The organism is Mucilaginibacter sp. P5_A6 (assembly GCF_056400585.1).
Genome location: NZ_JBFUKZ010000029.1, coordinates 20,954 through 37,566, shown reverse-complemented (window position 1 = coordinate 37,566; position 16,613 = coordinate 20,954). Strand labels below are relative to the sequence as shown.

Sequence of the window (16,613 nt, the reverse complement as noted above, 5' to 3'; positions counted from 1 at the left end):
TTTCGCGAAGCGACCGCCGCTCTACTTCCTGATTTGCGAAACAAATCATTACCGGTGCAGCCCTTGGCTGCACCGGATTTATATAGCTGGATATCTGTCTATCCATATATTGGAATAACCAGGTATTCCGATATGCAGTTATCCGTATAGCCCGGTATACAGCTATACCGATATAAAGTATCGGGCTATACTCCCCAACCGGCAGGCCAGTAAACCTGGCTGCCGAGCTTGGGATGATAAGACGGTTGGTAACGGATGTAACCATATTCATCGAGTTCTTTGATACACTTATGATACGTTGCGATGGATGCGACCTTGGAAAACGCCATGAGCGTTTTCCGGGTCACACTGAACGGGCTTACAAAACCATTCCGCTGCCAACAAACAAACAGGCCCGTGAACAAACTGAGATGCGTTGGCAGTAAGCGGTTGTCCTTTTCCATGCGCTTAAGCAGGCTGGCATAGCCGGCTAGTTCCTTAACAATTTCCTTCTGTAACTTCATTTGCCCTCACCCTCCAGTATCTTGTTGATGTCTTCCAGCTTGTAGTACATGATACTGCCTACTTTGGTAAATCGAAGTGTTCCATTAATTCGTAGGTTTTGAAGCGTGCCCGGCGAGATGCCCAATAGCTTCCGCACTTCGACGCTCTTCAGCCATTTCTTAGATTGCCCCTGTCCGGGCTGCATCAGCTGTTTGATCTCCTTCAATAACTCACCTTTAAACTCCCTTAAATCCTCCTTAGTGATCAATTCAATTGCTGTCATAGTTGATATTTTTTTTCGTGAATAATTCTTGCCCAAATTTGGGAAAGCCCTATTTTATTGATTGGGGACTTTAATAGGGTGACCCCAAATGTTTGTTTATTACATCTTGTTTAATTTCGTACGGCGATAACCTCCTTTCTTTATTAAACCCGTTCAGCGGAACAATAAAATACCAGCCACTGAAATACAATGGTTCAAAAGTGAGGGCTAAAACAGCAAAATGAATGACCATTGGAGGCATTTGGTCACGAATGAAAAGACAAAAGCCTATTTCTTAGGCTTTTGAATAATTTTGAAGAGTTTATCTTTTTCGGCGATGATGGTGTATTTTGGCGGCGGGTTATTCTTGTCAGCAGGAAAATAGTTCTGAGCTGTGCCGATAGCTATAGGTTTATCACCGCTTAAAAAGTTCTTGGCGATTAGTTTATACCAGGGGCTTGCCGTTTGACTGTTCACCAGTTTATTTCCGTTCGGCAACTTCAATTCCCTTATCTGGTCAATCAGGTCGATAAACACCGGCAGGCCATCTTTGCTGATAACGATCTTTTCACCGGCTTCATATTTGGCGGCTTCTTTAACCAGGCTTTCCAGTTCTTTGATTCTTACCTCTAACTGGTCGATCAATCTATTTTTATCGCTGATAACCGATTCCAAAGGCTGTGTTTTATGCCAGCGATCAATACTTTTAAGGAATGTCAGGAATACTTCGAGCTTAGCTGTAAAAATCAATCCTTTGGCAAAGGCGCTACCAGACGGCTTTAAGCCTTTATAGAATTTTATCCTGTTTGTTATTATATCATAAACATGATAAAAAAAAGCTTCTTCCTGGCCGGCGTTCCCTCCCAGGAAGTAATTCAATTGGTGATTGTAAAACGGGGCATATTCATCTTTCCTAATTTTATAGATCTTATCCACAAAGAAATTTAAACCGAAAATCCTGTCTGTAAATATCGGCCAGCCGATATCGTAACGATGAGGAAATAGCTCAAAGCGGTCACGGAATTTAAAATAGGTTTCTGAAGGCATAAAATAATATTTCTTGATAAACGACTTACCATAGTTTTAGTTTATGTGTCTGAAAAAAATCGTACGTTGCCTTCATAAATAAGCGGTTCGCGCCCAATCTGGGGAGCAAAAAAAGTTGAGTAGTACTCTAAACTGCTCAACTTTTTTACTTATAAATCTACTGGGATGAATCAGATCCATCTAAACAGATTTAGGTTCTTAAATTTCGGATGGGTTGATCAGTCAGTGGTCAATACGTTTTCAACCAGTCTTTGTCTGCCGCACGATATGCCAAATGATGATTCACCTTGATTGAACAGCATTTTTAAATAAAGGTGCAACTTAAAATTCTCTTCAGATTAAAAGCCAAATAAGTTTAAAGAAAAACCACGGAAAATTTGTTTTTATAAATATTTTCCATTTACTTTGTTGGAAAATATTTCACGAAAAATATTTTCCAACCAATTATAATCATGAAAACCGAAATTCTTGAAGTTTCACTTCGGCAATTCCTGCAATACGGAATCCGGGACACCTCCATTCAAAAGATTGTGGATGGCCTCGGCATTTCAACCAAAACGTTTTATAAATACTTTAAAAACAAAGAGGAACTTTTAGCTGATGCTCTGGAGCTGTTCTTTAACCAGCAGTATCAGGATTTCAAGAAATTAAACGTAGCTCAAAATGCCGCTGCGCGCTTTTTTGATATCTGGTTAACATCTATTGACGTTTCGTACCGGGTTAACAAGATTTTCTTCCATGACCTGTATTACTATTATCCGGACTTAGCCGCTAAGAGCAATGCGACCAACAGCGGAAGGTTTACGCCGGAGTTCTTAAATGTTATTAACCGGGGTATTCAGGAGGGGCTTTTCAGAAAGGATATTGTACCCGATGTTGTCCTTGAAAGCATTTTTGTATTGTATACCGCTGTTGTCCGTGAAGAGCATTTTAAGAGATTTGACCTGACGCCTTATGATTTGCTGTTAAACACCATCACCTTGGCTGTCAGAGGTATTTGTACCCCTCAAGGAATTATTGCGCTTGATGAGCAGATCAGTATAAGAAGTATACAGGCTACAAATAAAGAATCATAAAAGAGTATTCACTTAAACCGATAATATGGATAAATAAACACTCAAAAAAATACCGGTAATGCGGCAAACATTACCGGTGATATTTTTAATCAACCAAATAACCGATTATTTTATTAATTAAAATTCCCTAAAATTATGAAAAAAACGCTTACTCACAAACGTGTTTGGTGTGAACTCGCGAAAAAAATACTGGTGCAGGCGGTATTCTTAATGTTCTGCTGTATTCCGGTATTCGCCCAGCAACAGGTAAAAGGTACAGTTGCTGATGAGAAAGGCAATCCACTGCCCGGGGTGACCATCCATGTAAAAGATGGAAAAAGCAGTACGACTACGGACTCCAAAGGAGCGTTCACCATTTCAGTGCCTTCCTCTTCTTCTGTATTAGTATTTTCTATGGTCGGATTTAAGAGCGCTGAACAAACCGTTAAAATCGGTAGCTCGATGACTATAACGCTTATAGATAACGTAAGTGAGCTGCAGCAGGTTATTGTAACCGGTGTATTTGATTCAAGGAAACGGCTCGATGCGTCTATCGCGATCTCAACAATCAGCGCTCAGCAAATAAAGATACAGACGCCCCAAAGTGCGGCCGAATTATTAAAAAATGTTCCCGGCGTTTATGTCAATTCATCTGCCGGTGAAATCCGTAACCAGGTTGCCGTCAGGGGTACACCCACCTCAAACGATGTTTCAATCGGTTATTTCTATGTTTCCATGCAGGAAGACGGCTTACCCGTTACCAATTTTACCGGGGCTAATTATGGCCCGGATTATTTTCTGCGTGCGGACGCCACAACTGCAAGGGTGGAAGCTGTTCGTGGCGGATCAGCTTCAATTACTGGTTCTGATGCTCCTGGCGGACTTTTTAACTACACGTCTAAAACAGGCGGCAATAAATTCGCGGGCGAAGCAATAATTAAATATGGCCTGGAAGGAAATTCTAATCCCTATTACCGTGCCGATCTCAATATCGGGGGGCCATTAAATAAAAAGGGCGATCTGACTTATGACGTGGGTGGTTTTTACCGCTACAGCGACGGGGCAAGATATGCAGGCTACCCCCTGAATAAAGGTGGACAGTTAAAATTCAACGTGGTTAAAAAGTACGGTACCGGACGTATCAAACTTTATGGTAAGTTTCTGGATGATAAGAATGGCTATTTTGACTTTCTTCCTTTTACAAGCTATACCAACCCACGACCGGCTGCAGATTTTTCCAACAACGTTACTTTGGCCGGCCCGTCAAGTCAAACGCTGGATTTTAAGTATACCAGTGATGGCAATGTTAACCAGTTTAGGCCATCTAACCTCATTCATAACCTGGATAGGGCAATTGGGCTTGAATTCCAACAAAACCTTGGAAATAACTGGTCGATCACGAATAATTTTAAGTACAGCAATAAGGAAGCTACATGGAACGCCGCTGCGCCTCTTGGTGTTCTTTCTGCTGATGGCGTGCTGTTTTATGGATTGCAGGGCTTAGCCGGAAAATTCGGAACATATAATTTTATAGACCTGACTACCGGACAAAAAATGCTTACGGTGGTACAGTCTCCAAACCTCTCGCCGACAGGCCAGTTTTTAGGCATTAATTTCACCAAAACTTATAACCAGCTTCCTAACGGCCAGGTGCAATCGGCACCGGTTTTGTTTGAATTAGGCAATGCGCTTCATAATAAAGTTAAGGAGGTGATGGAACAGTTCAGTGTGCGCAAAGTAGTTGGTAAAACAACTTTCAACGCAGGTGTTTATGTCGGCCATTCCAATATCAGCTTTGTAAAAGGTTATGCGGGGCAGTCCTTTACTACCCTTGAGGATAAGCCGCATCCTTTGGGTTTAACCTACACCAACTTTTCGGGAGCGGTTACACAGGTAACTGATGCAAACGGCTTTACCGCTTACGGCACGGGATATGGCAATAGTATTATTACGAATAATAGATTTGACGCTTTCTTTGGCCAATCATCGCCGCTAACAGACCGCCTTACGCTTGATTATGGTTTCCGGTATAACTATAATCAATTTACCGGATCCTCCAATAATGCGGTAATTGATGCCAACGCCACTGCAGCAGGCGGTTATGATAAAAACTTACTCACCTATTATGATAATAACGTTTACGTAAGCAATACGCCGTTTCATATTAACAAAACAGTAAAAAGCTTGTCTTATTCGGCAGCATTAAATTATAAGTTTTCCGAAGAGCAAGCAATCTATATACGTTACTCCGAGGGCCGCAAAGCGCCCGATCTCCAATCGGTGACAGCAGTAAGCTCCCAGGCACAGGCAGATGCGGTATCATTTATCCCGATCCACGTAGTGCAGGCCGAACTGGGATATAAGGTTCAGAAAGGGGGATTCACCGGATATTTTACACCATTTTACAGTGACATCTCTAATAAACCGACCTTCGACTATACACAGGATGTACAAGTTAATACCTACTACTACACAAAGGCCGTGTTTAGTGAACAACGCACGATTGGCGTGGAAATGGAAAGTGTTTTTAACATAAGTAGTCATATCAATGTCCGCGGCGCTGTTACACTGCAACATGCAACTTCGGTGGTAGAAAGACACTGGAATGTGGGCAAACCAGGGCCTGCTGATGATCAGGTAGCAGAAACCCGCGGCGGAAAAGTAGGTCTGACACCTGCGGTACTTACAAGCATAACCCCTTCCTATAGGTTAAACAGGTTCATGACTTCTCTCGGGTGGAGGTATGTCGGCTCCTCGGCTGCGAATGCTGCAGATGCGTTTGACATACCCGGATACAGTACCTTCAACTACCAGGCAGGGTATCAGCTTTCATCCAGACTATATGTGAATTTAAATATTAATAATGTGTTTAATTCTATTGGTGTTACAGGTTGGTATGCTCCCGGAGGATTTCCAGGTAACTTATCGCCCGAGGCTTTAACGAAAGCCCAGGTTGCCGCCAATCCGAATGCAACTTATGGGGCAAGGCCAACGCAACCCAGGTCATACTTCCTGAGCCTTTCCTATAATTTTAACTAAACATAAATATCAGCAACGAGCATATGAAAGTAAATGGAAAGGTGGTATTGATTACCGGTGGTGGCAGTGGCATTGGCCGGGAAATAGTGTTGAATCTGCTATCAAAAGGAGCAAAAGTCATTGCTGTCGATATCAATTGGGCTGCTTTGCAGGAAACTTTAAAGCTTAGCGGAGCGTCTGATCCCAACTTAAGCCTTTTCGCGGTAGATATTACCGACAGTACCGCGGTTGATGAATTGGTTGGGCACGCTATTGCAAAAAATGGCCGTGTAGACGCTATTATCAATAACGCCGGGATAATTCAACCTTTTGTTGATTTTAAAGATCTTGACTATAAGATAATTAAAAGGGTGATCGACGTCAACTTATATGGGACACTGTTTGTCACCAAGGCATTTTTACCACACTTACTGAGCCGGCCAGAAGGTCATATTGTCAACATTTCCAGCATGGGTGGATTTCTGCCGGTTCCAGGCCAAACTGTCTATGGTGCAACCAAGGCAGCTGTTAAGTTGCTTACCGAAGGCCTTCACTCAGAACTACAACATACCAATGTACATGTCACCGTTGTTTTCCCCGGCGCCGTAGCTACCAATATCACGGCAAATTCAGGTGTTACGATGAATATGGTACAAAAAAGTAATCAGGCGTCCGCGGAATCGAAGATACTGACACCGGAGAAAGCGGCAGAGATAATAGTCAGGGGGATAGAACATAATGAATACCAGGTATATGTGGGTTCTGATTCCAGGTTTCTGGGGATTTTCAACAGGATTAGCCCGAAAACGGCCGCCTCTTTTATCAATAAGCAAATGAAAAAGTATGGAATTACCAGTCAGTAACAAAGTATTTCATCGTAAGGCTACTTACAGTGTAGATACACTTTACTTGAAGAGGGGTAAAATAACCATAACAGCTATCATTTATAAACATTAAAAAACTATTAAAATAACAATTATGAAAAGGTTAAACGGGCTACTACCCGGGGTAGTAATTTTAGCATTCCTTATAGGCTTTAAGGGCTATGCACAAGAAAAAAACGAACAAAGAAACTACTCCATTATACCCAAACTTCCCCCGGCTCCGAAACCGGAACCATTTGAGGTCACCACTATACCACTTCCGGCAGATGTAAGTGATGCTGTGCTGGTTAATTATCTTCCCGATGCAAAGCATTTGATCATGGAGATTCATATGGCCGGGAAAAAAAAGTCGGACCTTGGAGTCATGTCGGATGACGGGAGCGGTTTCAAGTGTCTGACCTGTGAGTTAAAAGAAGAGATCGGCGGCGAAATGCCGGTACCTCTTCCGGATGGAAAACGGGTTTACACCCCTACAGGAATTCTGGAATGCACGCCATCGATAGTGGATTGCAAAGAAGCTAAGATACTTCCACTGGTATATCCGGAAATACCGGGTTCACGTATTCTCATGCGGATAGCTTCTAATATGTCGCCGGATGGGATCCATGTTGCGGGTACGCTGGTAACCACAAAAGGCATGCTTGTTCTGGTAAGTGAGTTAACCAGGGTTGCTGACGAAAAAGGTGAACGTTACGAACTTGCCAAACCCAAGGTAATAGTGGGAGATAAAACGGATCCTGATCCATTCAGGCCTTTCTTGCACGGTGGTGGTGAAGTAAAAAGTTTTGCAGATATGGGACGCTCTCTTATATGCAGCTCTTTATTTGAAGGCAATAACTTTGATCTGGCCAAAATTGATCTTGCAACAGGTGAAGTGACCAGGCTTACCAAACATTTCAGCTATGATGAGGGCACCTATCCTTCACCGGATGGCAAATGGGTCATATTTCAGACACACAGGCAAACAACAAGAATGGACGCATTTGAATTAATCCCGCGTCCGCTTATCGCCGGCGCGCCTCAGGTGCCCGGAGTGGCGGAGTCGCGGAATGCGCCATTTGAAGGTTTTGAGCCTCCTAAGCGGTTTTATGGCCTTAGTATGGTCGATCGATATGGCGACCGGGTAAGACTGCCCGAGGATGGTTACACGGGCCAGGATCTGACCATTGCTAAAGATAACTTTACGCTGTATAATCATTTTGGAAACTTAACCTGGGATCCTACCAGTACACATGGCGTATTCTGGGAGCAAAAGGATCCAAAGCAGGAAAAACCGGGAGAGCAAAGGGGCCGCCTGAGGATGATCTGGTTTACTTCCAGGAAACCTACGATCCCCCTGAAACCGTTTAGTCCGGAAATGAAGTGGGCTACCGATCTGAAAGATATTAAGTGGCCTGACAAGACCATCCCAGAACAAGGAAGGCTTAAGGGCTACGTTTCAGGCTATGCAGAAATAAGCACTGTAAAACCAGCAGCGGGAACACCTGGGGAGCCGCGTCGCGTTGTTAAATACGTTAACTTTTCAGATGACGGCGTATATATTCTGAATGGGAGTGAATCCTCTACTACCGGACCGTATGGACGTGATGTGTCCTGGAATGCAGATATCCAGGTATCGGGAAAAAGGAAAGGCTTTCTGAAGGCACAGCATGTCATATTCCGTGCCACCAGTAGGTCCTCAGGTACCATACACGCAGAACTGGGAAAACGTAAAGTTTCGGTAGATCTGGCCAAGGGATTACCTACAGGGGTACCTGGAGTGCTGCGGTAAGCGCTTTTGCCAAACATAAAACGAACTATTAAATAAATTAGTAAATGACATTTAACATTAGGGATTTTGCTGTTAAGGTTTGTATAAGCGTAGCGTTTTTAATGCCGGCTTCTGCAGCCGCACAAAGCAGAAAAGTACCTAATGACAGCTTTTACAAAGGTTTTGTACATCCGGATAATGCCGCCAGACCACGGGTTTGGTGGCATTGGATAAATGGGAACATTACCGAGGATGGTATTCGCAAAGATCTGCTATGGATGAAGCGTAGCGGAATCGGTGGCTTCCAAAATTTTGATGCAGGCGTTGTCACTCCGCAAATTGTTGCGAAGCGCTTATTATATATGACGCCAGAATGGAAAGATGCTTTCAGGTTGGCTACCAAACTGGCCGACTCTTTGAAACTGGAAATGGCCATTGCCGGCTCTCCGGGCTGGAGCGAAAGCGGAGGGCCGTGGGTATCTGCTAAAGACGGGATGAAAAAGTTGGTTTGGACTGAGGTACGGTTAAAAGGGGGGCAGTCTTTTACCGGCCGGTTGCCCAGGCCACCTGCTACAACAGGGGATTTTCAAAATCTACCTATTCCAAAGGAAACCTCTGTCATCCGTTTAAAAACAGCTGCACCGCCGGAGTATTACGAGGATGTGGCAGTGATAGCTTACCGTTTACCCGCCGCGGATATTGCATTAAGTGATTTGGCCCCCAAAATCACTTCCAATGCGGGCAGTTTTAGCTTGAACCAACTAACGGACGGAGATTTGGGAACGACCAATCTGTTACCCTCCGATCCGGCAAATGGATATTCCTGGATTCAATATGAATTTGCAAAGCCTCAAACCATCAAAGCAGTTTCTGTGGCAGGCGGTGGAAGCAGGTCACCTTTCGGACTACCCGGGCCGTCTGAAGAGCGCAGCTTGGAAGCAAGTGATGATGGGATTAATTTTCACAGGGTGGCTTTTATTCCACTTAGTGTTATTCTACAACAAACCATTACCATTCCGCCAACCACTGCCAAGTATTTCAGGTTAAGATTTGAAAACCCTAAAGCTCACCCCAACCTTATTGCAGTGCTGACCGGCGGTGGAATGGCTCCTAAAGCGCCTGCCGGAAATGAAATTGCAGAACTGGTTTTATATCCTGCCACACGTATCAATCACTTTGAAGAAAAGGCTGGTTTTGTAGCTGCTGCTGATTTAATGAAATACCCGACGCCAAATACCCCGGATGTGATTGCACAAGCCGACGTAGTTGATTTAACGGGGAAGATGGATACAAACGGCACCCTGCACTGGACGCCCCCGTCAACCGACGGAGAATGGAAAATAGTACGATTTGGCTATTCCCTAACCGGGAAACAGAATCATCCCGCGTCAGTGGAAGCAACAGGATTGGAAGTAGACAAAATGGATGCACGGGCGGTGAAAGATTATTTTACGACTTACCTGAACCAATACAAGGATGCAACAGGCGGCTTAATCGGCAGCAAAGGACTGCAATACATGATAACCGATAGCTACGAAGCGGGACAGGAAACCTGGACGCCCAGGATGATGGAAGAATTCCAAAAGCGTCGTGGTTATAGTTTGTTGCCATGGATGCCGGTACTGACCGGCCGGGTTATCAGGAGTGCAGAAGCGAGTGAGCAATTTCTCTGGGACTGGCGTAAAACTATTTCAGAATTGATAGCCGAAAACCATTATGACCAGCTTACCGATATTCTTGCGGCCTATGCCATGAAGCGTTATTCTGAATCACATGAGAACGGCCGGTTGTATATCGTCGATGGCATGGATGTAAAGCGTACAGCAGCTATCCCGATGTCGGCTATGTGGACACCGGGGCTCGGCGGTTCTCCGCCAAACATGGCCCGGGCTGATATTCTTGAATCTGCTTCGGTGGCACACATATACGGGCAAAACCTGGTCGCTGCTGAATCGTTTACCGCCATTGGTTTTGGTATTAACGGTGCTTGGTCTTATTCCCCGGAAAAATTAAAACCCACAGCAGACCTGGAGCTGGCCAGCGGCGTGAACCGCTTTGTGATCCACACCTCTGTTCATCAGCCGGTTGATGATAAGATCCCTGGTCTTGGACTAAGTGTATTTGGTCAATGGTTTAACCGTTATGATACCTGGGCAAATCAGGCAAAGGTATGGACTGACTACCTGGCGCGTAGTTCCTATATGTTGCAGCAGGGGAAATTTGTAGCTGATGTGGTATATTATTACGGTGAAGACCACAACATTACCGGACTGTTCGGAAACAAACTACCCGATCTCCCAACAGGATACAGCTATGATTTTATCAACCCGCATGCGCTTGTTAACCTGCTGTCGGTAAAAGATGGAAATCTTATTACACCCAGCGGCATGCGTTATCGCGTATTGATGCTTGACAGTAATGCGAGACGAATGTCGTTGCCGGTGCTTCGTAAAATAGCGCAGCTGGCGAAACAGGGGGCTGTCATCAGTGGTATAAAGCCTGAAATAATAGCGGGTTTAAAAGATGATCCGCTGGAATTTCAGCGCCTTGTAAATGAAGTATGGGGCTCCGGCCGAAACAATGTGCACACTGGAAATACGATTGCTGAAGTGCTTTCTTCTTTGAATATCCCTCCTGATTTTGGATACAGCCAATCGCAGGACAAGGCACAATTACTTTACATACATCGTAAAGTAACAAACGGCGACATTTATTGGGTAAATAACCGCAGCGACCGCAATGAAACGATTGATGCAACATTCCGTGTTATTGGTAAGGAGCCGCATATCTGGCATCCGGAGACGGGAAAAACGGAACCTGCTTCTTATAAAATAGCAAATGGCTTTACAACCGTTTCCCTGAATTTTACACCAAATGATGCATTCTTTGTAGTGTTTCTGTCGCCTGCGAAAAAAGGTATTGTTACCCTCCATGTAAAGACAGAACAGATTATAACAACAGTAGAGGGCCCCTGGAGCGTTGCTTTTCAGCCTGGTCGAGGCGCACCATCAGCGGTTACCTTTGAGAACTTGATTTCTTATACAACGCATACCGACCCAGGCATCAAATACTTCTCTGGGGTGGCCACTTATACGAAGGCCATTAATATTCCTGCAAGCACACTTGTTAAAGGTGTGCCGATCCGTTTAGATTTGGGTGATGTAAAGAATTTGGCGGAAGTAATGGTGAATGGAAAATCATTGGGTACAGTTTGGAAAAGACCTTTCATCGTGGATGTAACCGGCACCTTGAAGCCAGGAGAGAATACGTTGGAAATAAAGGTCACTAATCTTTGGGTAAATAGGTTAATTGGAGACCAACAGGCTGATGCGAAGCAAAAAATAACCTACACCACAATACCATTTTACAATGCAAGTTCAAAATTGCTGCCTTCCGGTTTGTTGGGGCCTGTAAAGTTGGTATGGGTGAAATAATGGGATTAGCAAGAAAAGAAAATTGATTCATACATCAGCATTCAATAAACTCAAGGTATGATCCTATAAGGAAATACATGAAAAGCGGAGCGTTGTGGGTATTCCTGGCACATTGGCGTTGACAAATCTTATTTTATTGCGCCCTTATACTTACTTGGATTAATGCCTGTATGTTTTTTGAAAAATTTGCTAAAGAAGAACTGATCGCTGAACTGTAGTTGTTGGGCAACAGTTGAAACTGACAGGCCCAGATCATCCAGCATTATTTTTGCCTCTATTATCACAATTTCATCAATCATTTCACCGCAGGTTTTATTCGTTAGTTCTTTCACCATTTTAGTAAGGTGCTTAGGTGTTAAATACAGCGCATCCGCATAGAATTGTACCCCGCGTTCTTCCTTGAAATGCTGAAAAAGCAATTTTACAAACGATGATAATATCTCTTCTTTTCTGGTTAGTTGTACCTGTTTATTTGGCCGGTATTTTTTAAATAAAGCAGCCACTTCAAACATAAAAATATTAAAGCCATGATGAATTATCTCCGTTTTAAATGGATGCTCATATTCCGGTTCATCCAATTTATGCAACATTTTCATTAGGCTATGTAATGCATCTGCTTCTTCCTCCTGCAGCTTTAAATAGGGATTGTTTTGCGAGGAGAAAAAATCAAAAGACGGTATATGTTTTTCGCTAAAACGGGCCTGTGTTAAAAAATCATGTGAAAAGTTAACCACTATTACAGTGAATTCATCGTTAACTTTCTGAAGCTGATGGATAACATTGAAAGGAATAATCAGAAGGCTGTTCTTTTTTATATGGTAATTAACGAGGTTAACTTGAAAATGCCCTTCTCCTGTAATTACCAGCCCGATTGAAAAGTGATCGGAACGTAAAGGCTTCCCAAAATTTTCTTCTCCGGATTTCAATTGATCATTCCTGAAAATCAGAAAATCTTTAGCAAAATCCTTTCGGCCTGCATCAATGCTAACATCACTAATGGTATAAGTATGAATTGAAGGGGTGTCTGTTTTCATAAACCTAACTGGCGATTAACCCAAATAAAAACCCCAAATTAATTAAATTAATTCAGGGTTTTCTTCATCCTTATTTATAGAATTTTGATAGATACCTAAGTATTTTAATAAGCTAATCACAAATAAGGCGATAACGACAAGTTAAGTTTTTGAAGATGGCCTGATGATCATGCGCAACACCTGGTCCTTAGTAATATAGGCCAGCATCCAGTTATAGAAGGTTTTAATACGGTTACGATGATTTGCTAAATAAGTTAAATGTATAAACAGCCACATTGCCCAGGCAAAAAATCCTTTAAAATGCATTTTTAGCTTTGGCATATCTGCAACCGCTCTGTTACTGCCAATTATAGCCATCGATCCCTTATCAAAATAAGTAAATGGTTTAAGGGGATCGTTATTGTAAATAGCCATAAAATTATGGGCGAGGTTTTTACCTTGCTGCATAGCTACCTGTGCTACCTGCGGGTGGCCATTGGGATAGTTTAGATCGCTGGTTTGCAAGGCAATATCACCGATAGCAAAAATGTTAAAAAACCCGTTTACAGCATTGTGTGCATTAACACTTAAACGGTTCCCATTTCCATAGGAGCTTTGGGGAATACCCGGAAATACCTCGCCGGTAACACCTGCTGCCCATATTAAATTTCCAGTGGATATAACTTCACCCGTAGACAGCATTAACGTATCATTTACATAATCTCTTACGCGCGTGCCCTACTTGATATTTACACCCATATCCTGTAATTTGCTATAAGTATAGGTTTGCGAAGGCTCGCTCATGGCAGATAGCAAAGTGCGATGACTATCTACTAAATAAATACCGCCGGCATGATCAATAAGTTCAGGATAATCTTTTGGAAAAATGCTTTTTGCCATTTCGGCAAACATACCTGCTATTTCTACCCCGGTTGGCCCGCCACCAACAATAACAGTAGTAGTTAACTTTTTCTTTTCTACAATATCAGTTACCCTGGTAGCCTTTTCAATTTGCAGAAGCAAATAATTACGCATATTGATCGCATCATCTAATGTCTTCATGGGTAACGCATTTGCTTCGATGTTTTTTTGATTAAAATAATTGCTTTTAGTTCCAGTAGCTAAAACCAGGTAATCAAAATCCATCTCACCTACATCAAGTAACACTTTATTCTCCGCCGGCAAAATTTCAACCAGCCGACCCAAATAGAAGTTAATGTTCTTTTTACCTTGCAGCAATTTTCGGTAAGGATAGCTTATATTGGAAACCTCTAAAAAGCCGGTAGCCACCTGGTATAGCAACGGCGGAAAAAAATTATAATTATTTCTGTCAATCAGTGTAATATGATAACCTTGGTTTTTTAATAGATTTTTAGCCAGGTTTAACCCCGCAAAGCCACCGCCTATTATCACTACCTTCTTTTGTTGCTGCTCCATAGTTTATTGATTAATGTGTTTGTTATGCATCCATTGAAATAGGACTTCGTTGCCTTTTGTATTGCCGTCATACAGATCCAGTATCAATGCTCCCAGCTCATCCGGATGGATATAATTATTTTGCGTCTTGTAGTTTTTTTTATCAGGGTCCACATACAAATGATAGTATTTCATATTGGTACCCTTTATCTCTTCATAAAACATTTTGGCCATTTCTTTTTGCATGCATAGCGATAAGCGGGCAAGTTTCGCCCCTGTAGTCTTTATAGTATGGCCGGTGAAATCGATGCTGATGAACATACCATGCCTGGATTTTTTCATACTGCTAAAGGATAACCTCGCGGCAACAAAAAAAGCGGTCATATTTTGTTCCATAGTGTGCTCCCAATCAGTAATTTCTACCTGGGTAAGCGGCTGACTGAGGGCAGAACCTTCAAAACAGGCAATACTCAGATCTATTTTGCCAAAACGTTCGATGATGTCATCGGTAATTTCTTTCGCCCTATAGAAATCGGGATAATCCGTCAGCAGGGTAATGATAGAGCCGCTGCCGGTAACCTCCTCAATTTGTTTGATCCATAACAGATCCTTTGCGCTTTTTGCCGGTACGATAACAATTGCATTTTCCTTCAGCAGCATTTGCGCAATGCTTATGGCTATCGCGCCCGTACTTCCCGTTAAAACCGCGACTTTATTTTTTAATGACATGTTATAAAGATTATCTGCTTGTAAAACCAATGCAAATATTGGTATTAAGAGGGCGCGTACCCATGTCTGTATGTGGTAAGAATATGTCTAAATGGCTCATTTTAATATAGGCAAGTAGTTGATTGACAGAGAAATGTAAAAAACTTATTTCTTGACCATATTTACTGTTAATGCGACATATACACATACTTTCCCTCCATACAGACATTTTTTAACGATGGTTTAACCCTCAACTTTGTGCCATTAATTAAAAGAAAACACTTTAAATAATCACAACAATTAATGCTCATCAGTATGAAAATGTCAATAAAAACCAATACGATACTGCTAATTTTTCAATTTTCAATAGGATTAGTAGCACTCACCTCGTGCGGGGGAAGGCCGGCAGCCGGTGGCCCCGGCGCAGGCGGCCCCGGAGGACCAACCGGGCCTGCGCCTTATAAATCTGCAGAAGTATATGCGGGCCCAGCCACCATTTTTTACAGCTTCCCTGCCACTATAGAAGGCGAACAGAATGTTGAAATACGCCCTAAAGTTGATGGCTTTATCCAGAAAATATTTGTAGATGAGGGTGCAACCGTGCATAAAGGCCAGCCACTGTTTGAATTACGAAATCCGCAATACGAAGCTGCTGTAAGAACTGCTGCTGCAGCTGTTAAGATAGCAGAGGCCGACGTTCAGACTGCAGAAATGGACGTAGAAAAGGTAAGGCCCCTGGTAGAGCGGAAGATCATAAGCGATTATGAACTAAAATCAAAGCAGTACACCTTAAATTCTAAAAAAGCTTCCCTGGCATCGGCGCAGGCGGATCTGGTTAACGCCAAAGTAAACGTTGGTTATACCTACTTAACAAGCCCATCTAACGGCGTTATCGGAAGCATACCCTATAAAGTTGGCAGTTTGGTAAGCAGTACATCGGCAAACCCGTTGACCACGGTTTACAACACCAATAATATTTATGTATACTTTTCTTTGAATGAAAAACAATTGCTTGAATTTTCAAGAACGGTAAAAGGCACAACTATCAAAGAAAAACTTGCTACCATGGCCGATGTATCACTGATACTGGCTGATGGCACGGAGTATCCGGCAAAAGGAAGGGTTGTTACCGCAAGTGGCCTGATCAGTACTGAAACCGGGTCGGTAAGTTTCCGGGCTAATTTCCCTAATACACTTGGGTTGATACGCAGCGGCAGCAGTGCTACCATTAAAATACCCGTTAACATGGAGAATGCCCTGCTCATCCCTCAAAATGCCACTTATGATATGCAGGGTCAAAAATTTGTGTATACCCTAAGCGGTAAGGACAGTACCGTAAATACCGGGATACGGGTATCTGCAAATCCTATAGGGAATTTATATGTAGTAGAAAGCGGCCTTAAAAAAGGCGATAAACTGGTAGTAGAAGGGGTAGGCAACCTAAAGCCAGGTATGGCTATTAAACCGCTGCCTGCCAATACCGACAGCCTGTACGCAGCCGCCAGCAAACCTGTAACTACAACTACCAGCCATAAGTAGGCCA

General features: G+C 43.0%; 12 protein-coding genes and 1 pseudogene. 6 read left to right on the top strand and 7 right to left on the bottom strand.

The genetic code is table 11. The annotated features are described in order from the left end of the window. Nucleotides 1-185: 185 nt before the first annotated feature. The 3 genes from AC1DO4_RS24530 to AC1DO4_RS24520 all read right to left on the bottom strand — a co-directional run bounded on the left by AC1DO4_RS24530 (nucleotide 186) and on the right by AC1DO4_RS24520 (nucleotide 1,792). Nucleotides 186-503, bottom strand: a complete 318-nt coding sequence (locus AC1DO4_RS24530) for a P-loop NTPase family protein (RefSeq protein WP_477420213.1) — start codon at nucleotides 501-503, stop codon at nucleotides 186-188. Then, complete coding sequence (locus AC1DO4_RS24525; RefSeq protein ID WP_477388706.1) at nucleotides 500-766, bottom strand: helix-turn-helix domain-containing protein; 267 nt, start codon at nucleotides 764-766, stop codon at nucleotides 500-502. The genes AC1DO4_RS24530 and AC1DO4_RS24525 overlap by 4 nt, the downstream gene beginning before the upstream one ends. A gap of 267 nt (nucleotides 767-1,033) precedes the next feature. After that, nucleotides 1,034-1,792 (bottom strand): hypothetical protein, encoded by a 759-nt coding sequence (locus AC1DO4_RS24520; RefSeq protein ID WP_477420211.1) that lies wholly within the window; start codon nucleotides 1,790-1,792, stop codon nucleotides 1,034-1,036. 452 nt (nucleotides 1,793-2,244) lie between these two features. Between AC1DO4_RS24520 and AC1DO4_RS24515 the strand changes: the two genes are divergently transcribed. From AC1DO4_RS24515 to AC1DO4_RS24495, 5 genes are all read left to right on the top strand, one after another. Then, the gene (locus AC1DO4_RS24515) at nucleotides 2,245-2,868 is read left to right on the top strand and encodes a TetR/AcrR family transcriptional regulator (RefSeq protein WP_477420209.1); all 624 of its coding nucleotides are present in this window, start codon (nucleotides 2,245-2,247) and stop codon (nucleotides 2,866-2,868) included. A 135-nt stretch (nucleotides 2,869-3,003) separates the two neighbouring features. Beyond that, a complete protein-coding gene (locus AC1DO4_RS24510) occupies nucleotides 3,004-5,886 on the top strand; it encodes a TonB-dependent receptor (RefSeq protein ID WP_477420207.1) in 2,883 nt (960 codons plus the stop codon). Between the two features lie 23 nt (nucleotides 5,887-5,909). Further along, on the top strand, nucleotides 5,910-6,728 hold the full coding sequence (locus AC1DO4_RS24505; protein WP_477420205.1) for an SDR family NAD(P)-dependent oxidoreductase: 819 nt from the start codon (nucleotides 5,910-5,912) through the stop codon (nucleotides 6,726-6,728). A gap of 451 nt (nucleotides 6,729-7,179) precedes the next feature. Then, the gene (locus AC1DO4_RS24500; protein ID WP_477420204.1) at nucleotides 7,180-8,520 is read left to right on the top strand and encodes a TolB family protein; all 1,341 of its coding nucleotides are present in this window, start codon (nucleotides 7,180-7,182) and stop codon (nucleotides 8,518-8,520) included. A gap of 44 nt (nucleotides 8,521-8,564) precedes the next feature. Next, nucleotides 8,565-11,933: a glycosyl hydrolase gene (locus AC1DO4_RS24495; RefSeq protein WP_477420202.1), complete on the top strand. Its 3,369-nt coding sequence runs from the start codon at nucleotides 8,565-8,567 to the stop codon at nucleotides 11,931-11,933. Between the two features lie 128 nt (nucleotides 11,934-12,061). Here AC1DO4_RS24495 and AC1DO4_RS24490 read toward each other — a convergent pair whose 3' ends face one another. The 4 genes and pseudogenes from AC1DO4_RS24490 to AC1DO4_RS24475 all read right to left on the bottom strand — a co-directional run bounded on the left by AC1DO4_RS24490 (nucleotide 12,062) and on the right by AC1DO4_RS24475 (nucleotide 15,091). Further along, the gene (locus tag AC1DO4_RS24490; protein WP_477420200.1) at nucleotides 12,062-12,967 is read right to left on the bottom strand and encodes a helix-turn-helix domain-containing protein; all 906 of its coding nucleotides are present in this window, start codon (nucleotides 12,965-12,967) and stop codon (nucleotides 12,062-12,064) included. Between the two features lie 141 nt (nucleotides 12,968-13,108). Further along, the gene (locus AC1DO4_RS24485) at nucleotides 13,109-13,324 is read right to left on the bottom strand and encodes a hypothetical protein (RefSeq protein WP_477420266.1); all 216 of its coding nucleotides are present in this window, start codon (nucleotides 13,322-13,324) and stop codon (nucleotides 13,109-13,111) included. Nucleotides 13,325-13,414: 90 nt separating this feature from the next. Next, nucleotides 13,415-14,383: pseudogene (locus AC1DO4_RS24480) on the bottom strand (NAD(P)/FAD-dependent oxidoreductase); the annotation flags it as partial. 3 nt (nucleotides 14,384-14,386) lie between these two features. Further along, entirely contained in the window at nucleotides 14,387-15,091 is a 705-nt protein-coding gene (locus AC1DO4_RS24475) for an SDR family NAD(P)-dependent oxidoreductase (RefSeq protein ID WP_477420198.1), read from the bottom strand. A 294-nt stretch (nucleotides 15,092-15,385) separates the two neighbouring features. Between AC1DO4_RS24475 and AC1DO4_RS24470 the strand changes: the two genes are divergently transcribed. Continuing rightward, nucleotides 15,386-16,609, top strand: a complete 1,224-nt coding sequence (locus AC1DO4_RS24470) for an efflux RND transporter periplasmic adaptor subunit (RefSeq protein WP_477420196.1) — start codon at nucleotides 15,386-15,388, stop codon at nucleotides 16,607-16,609. Nucleotides 16,610-16,613: the final 4 nt, after the last annotated feature.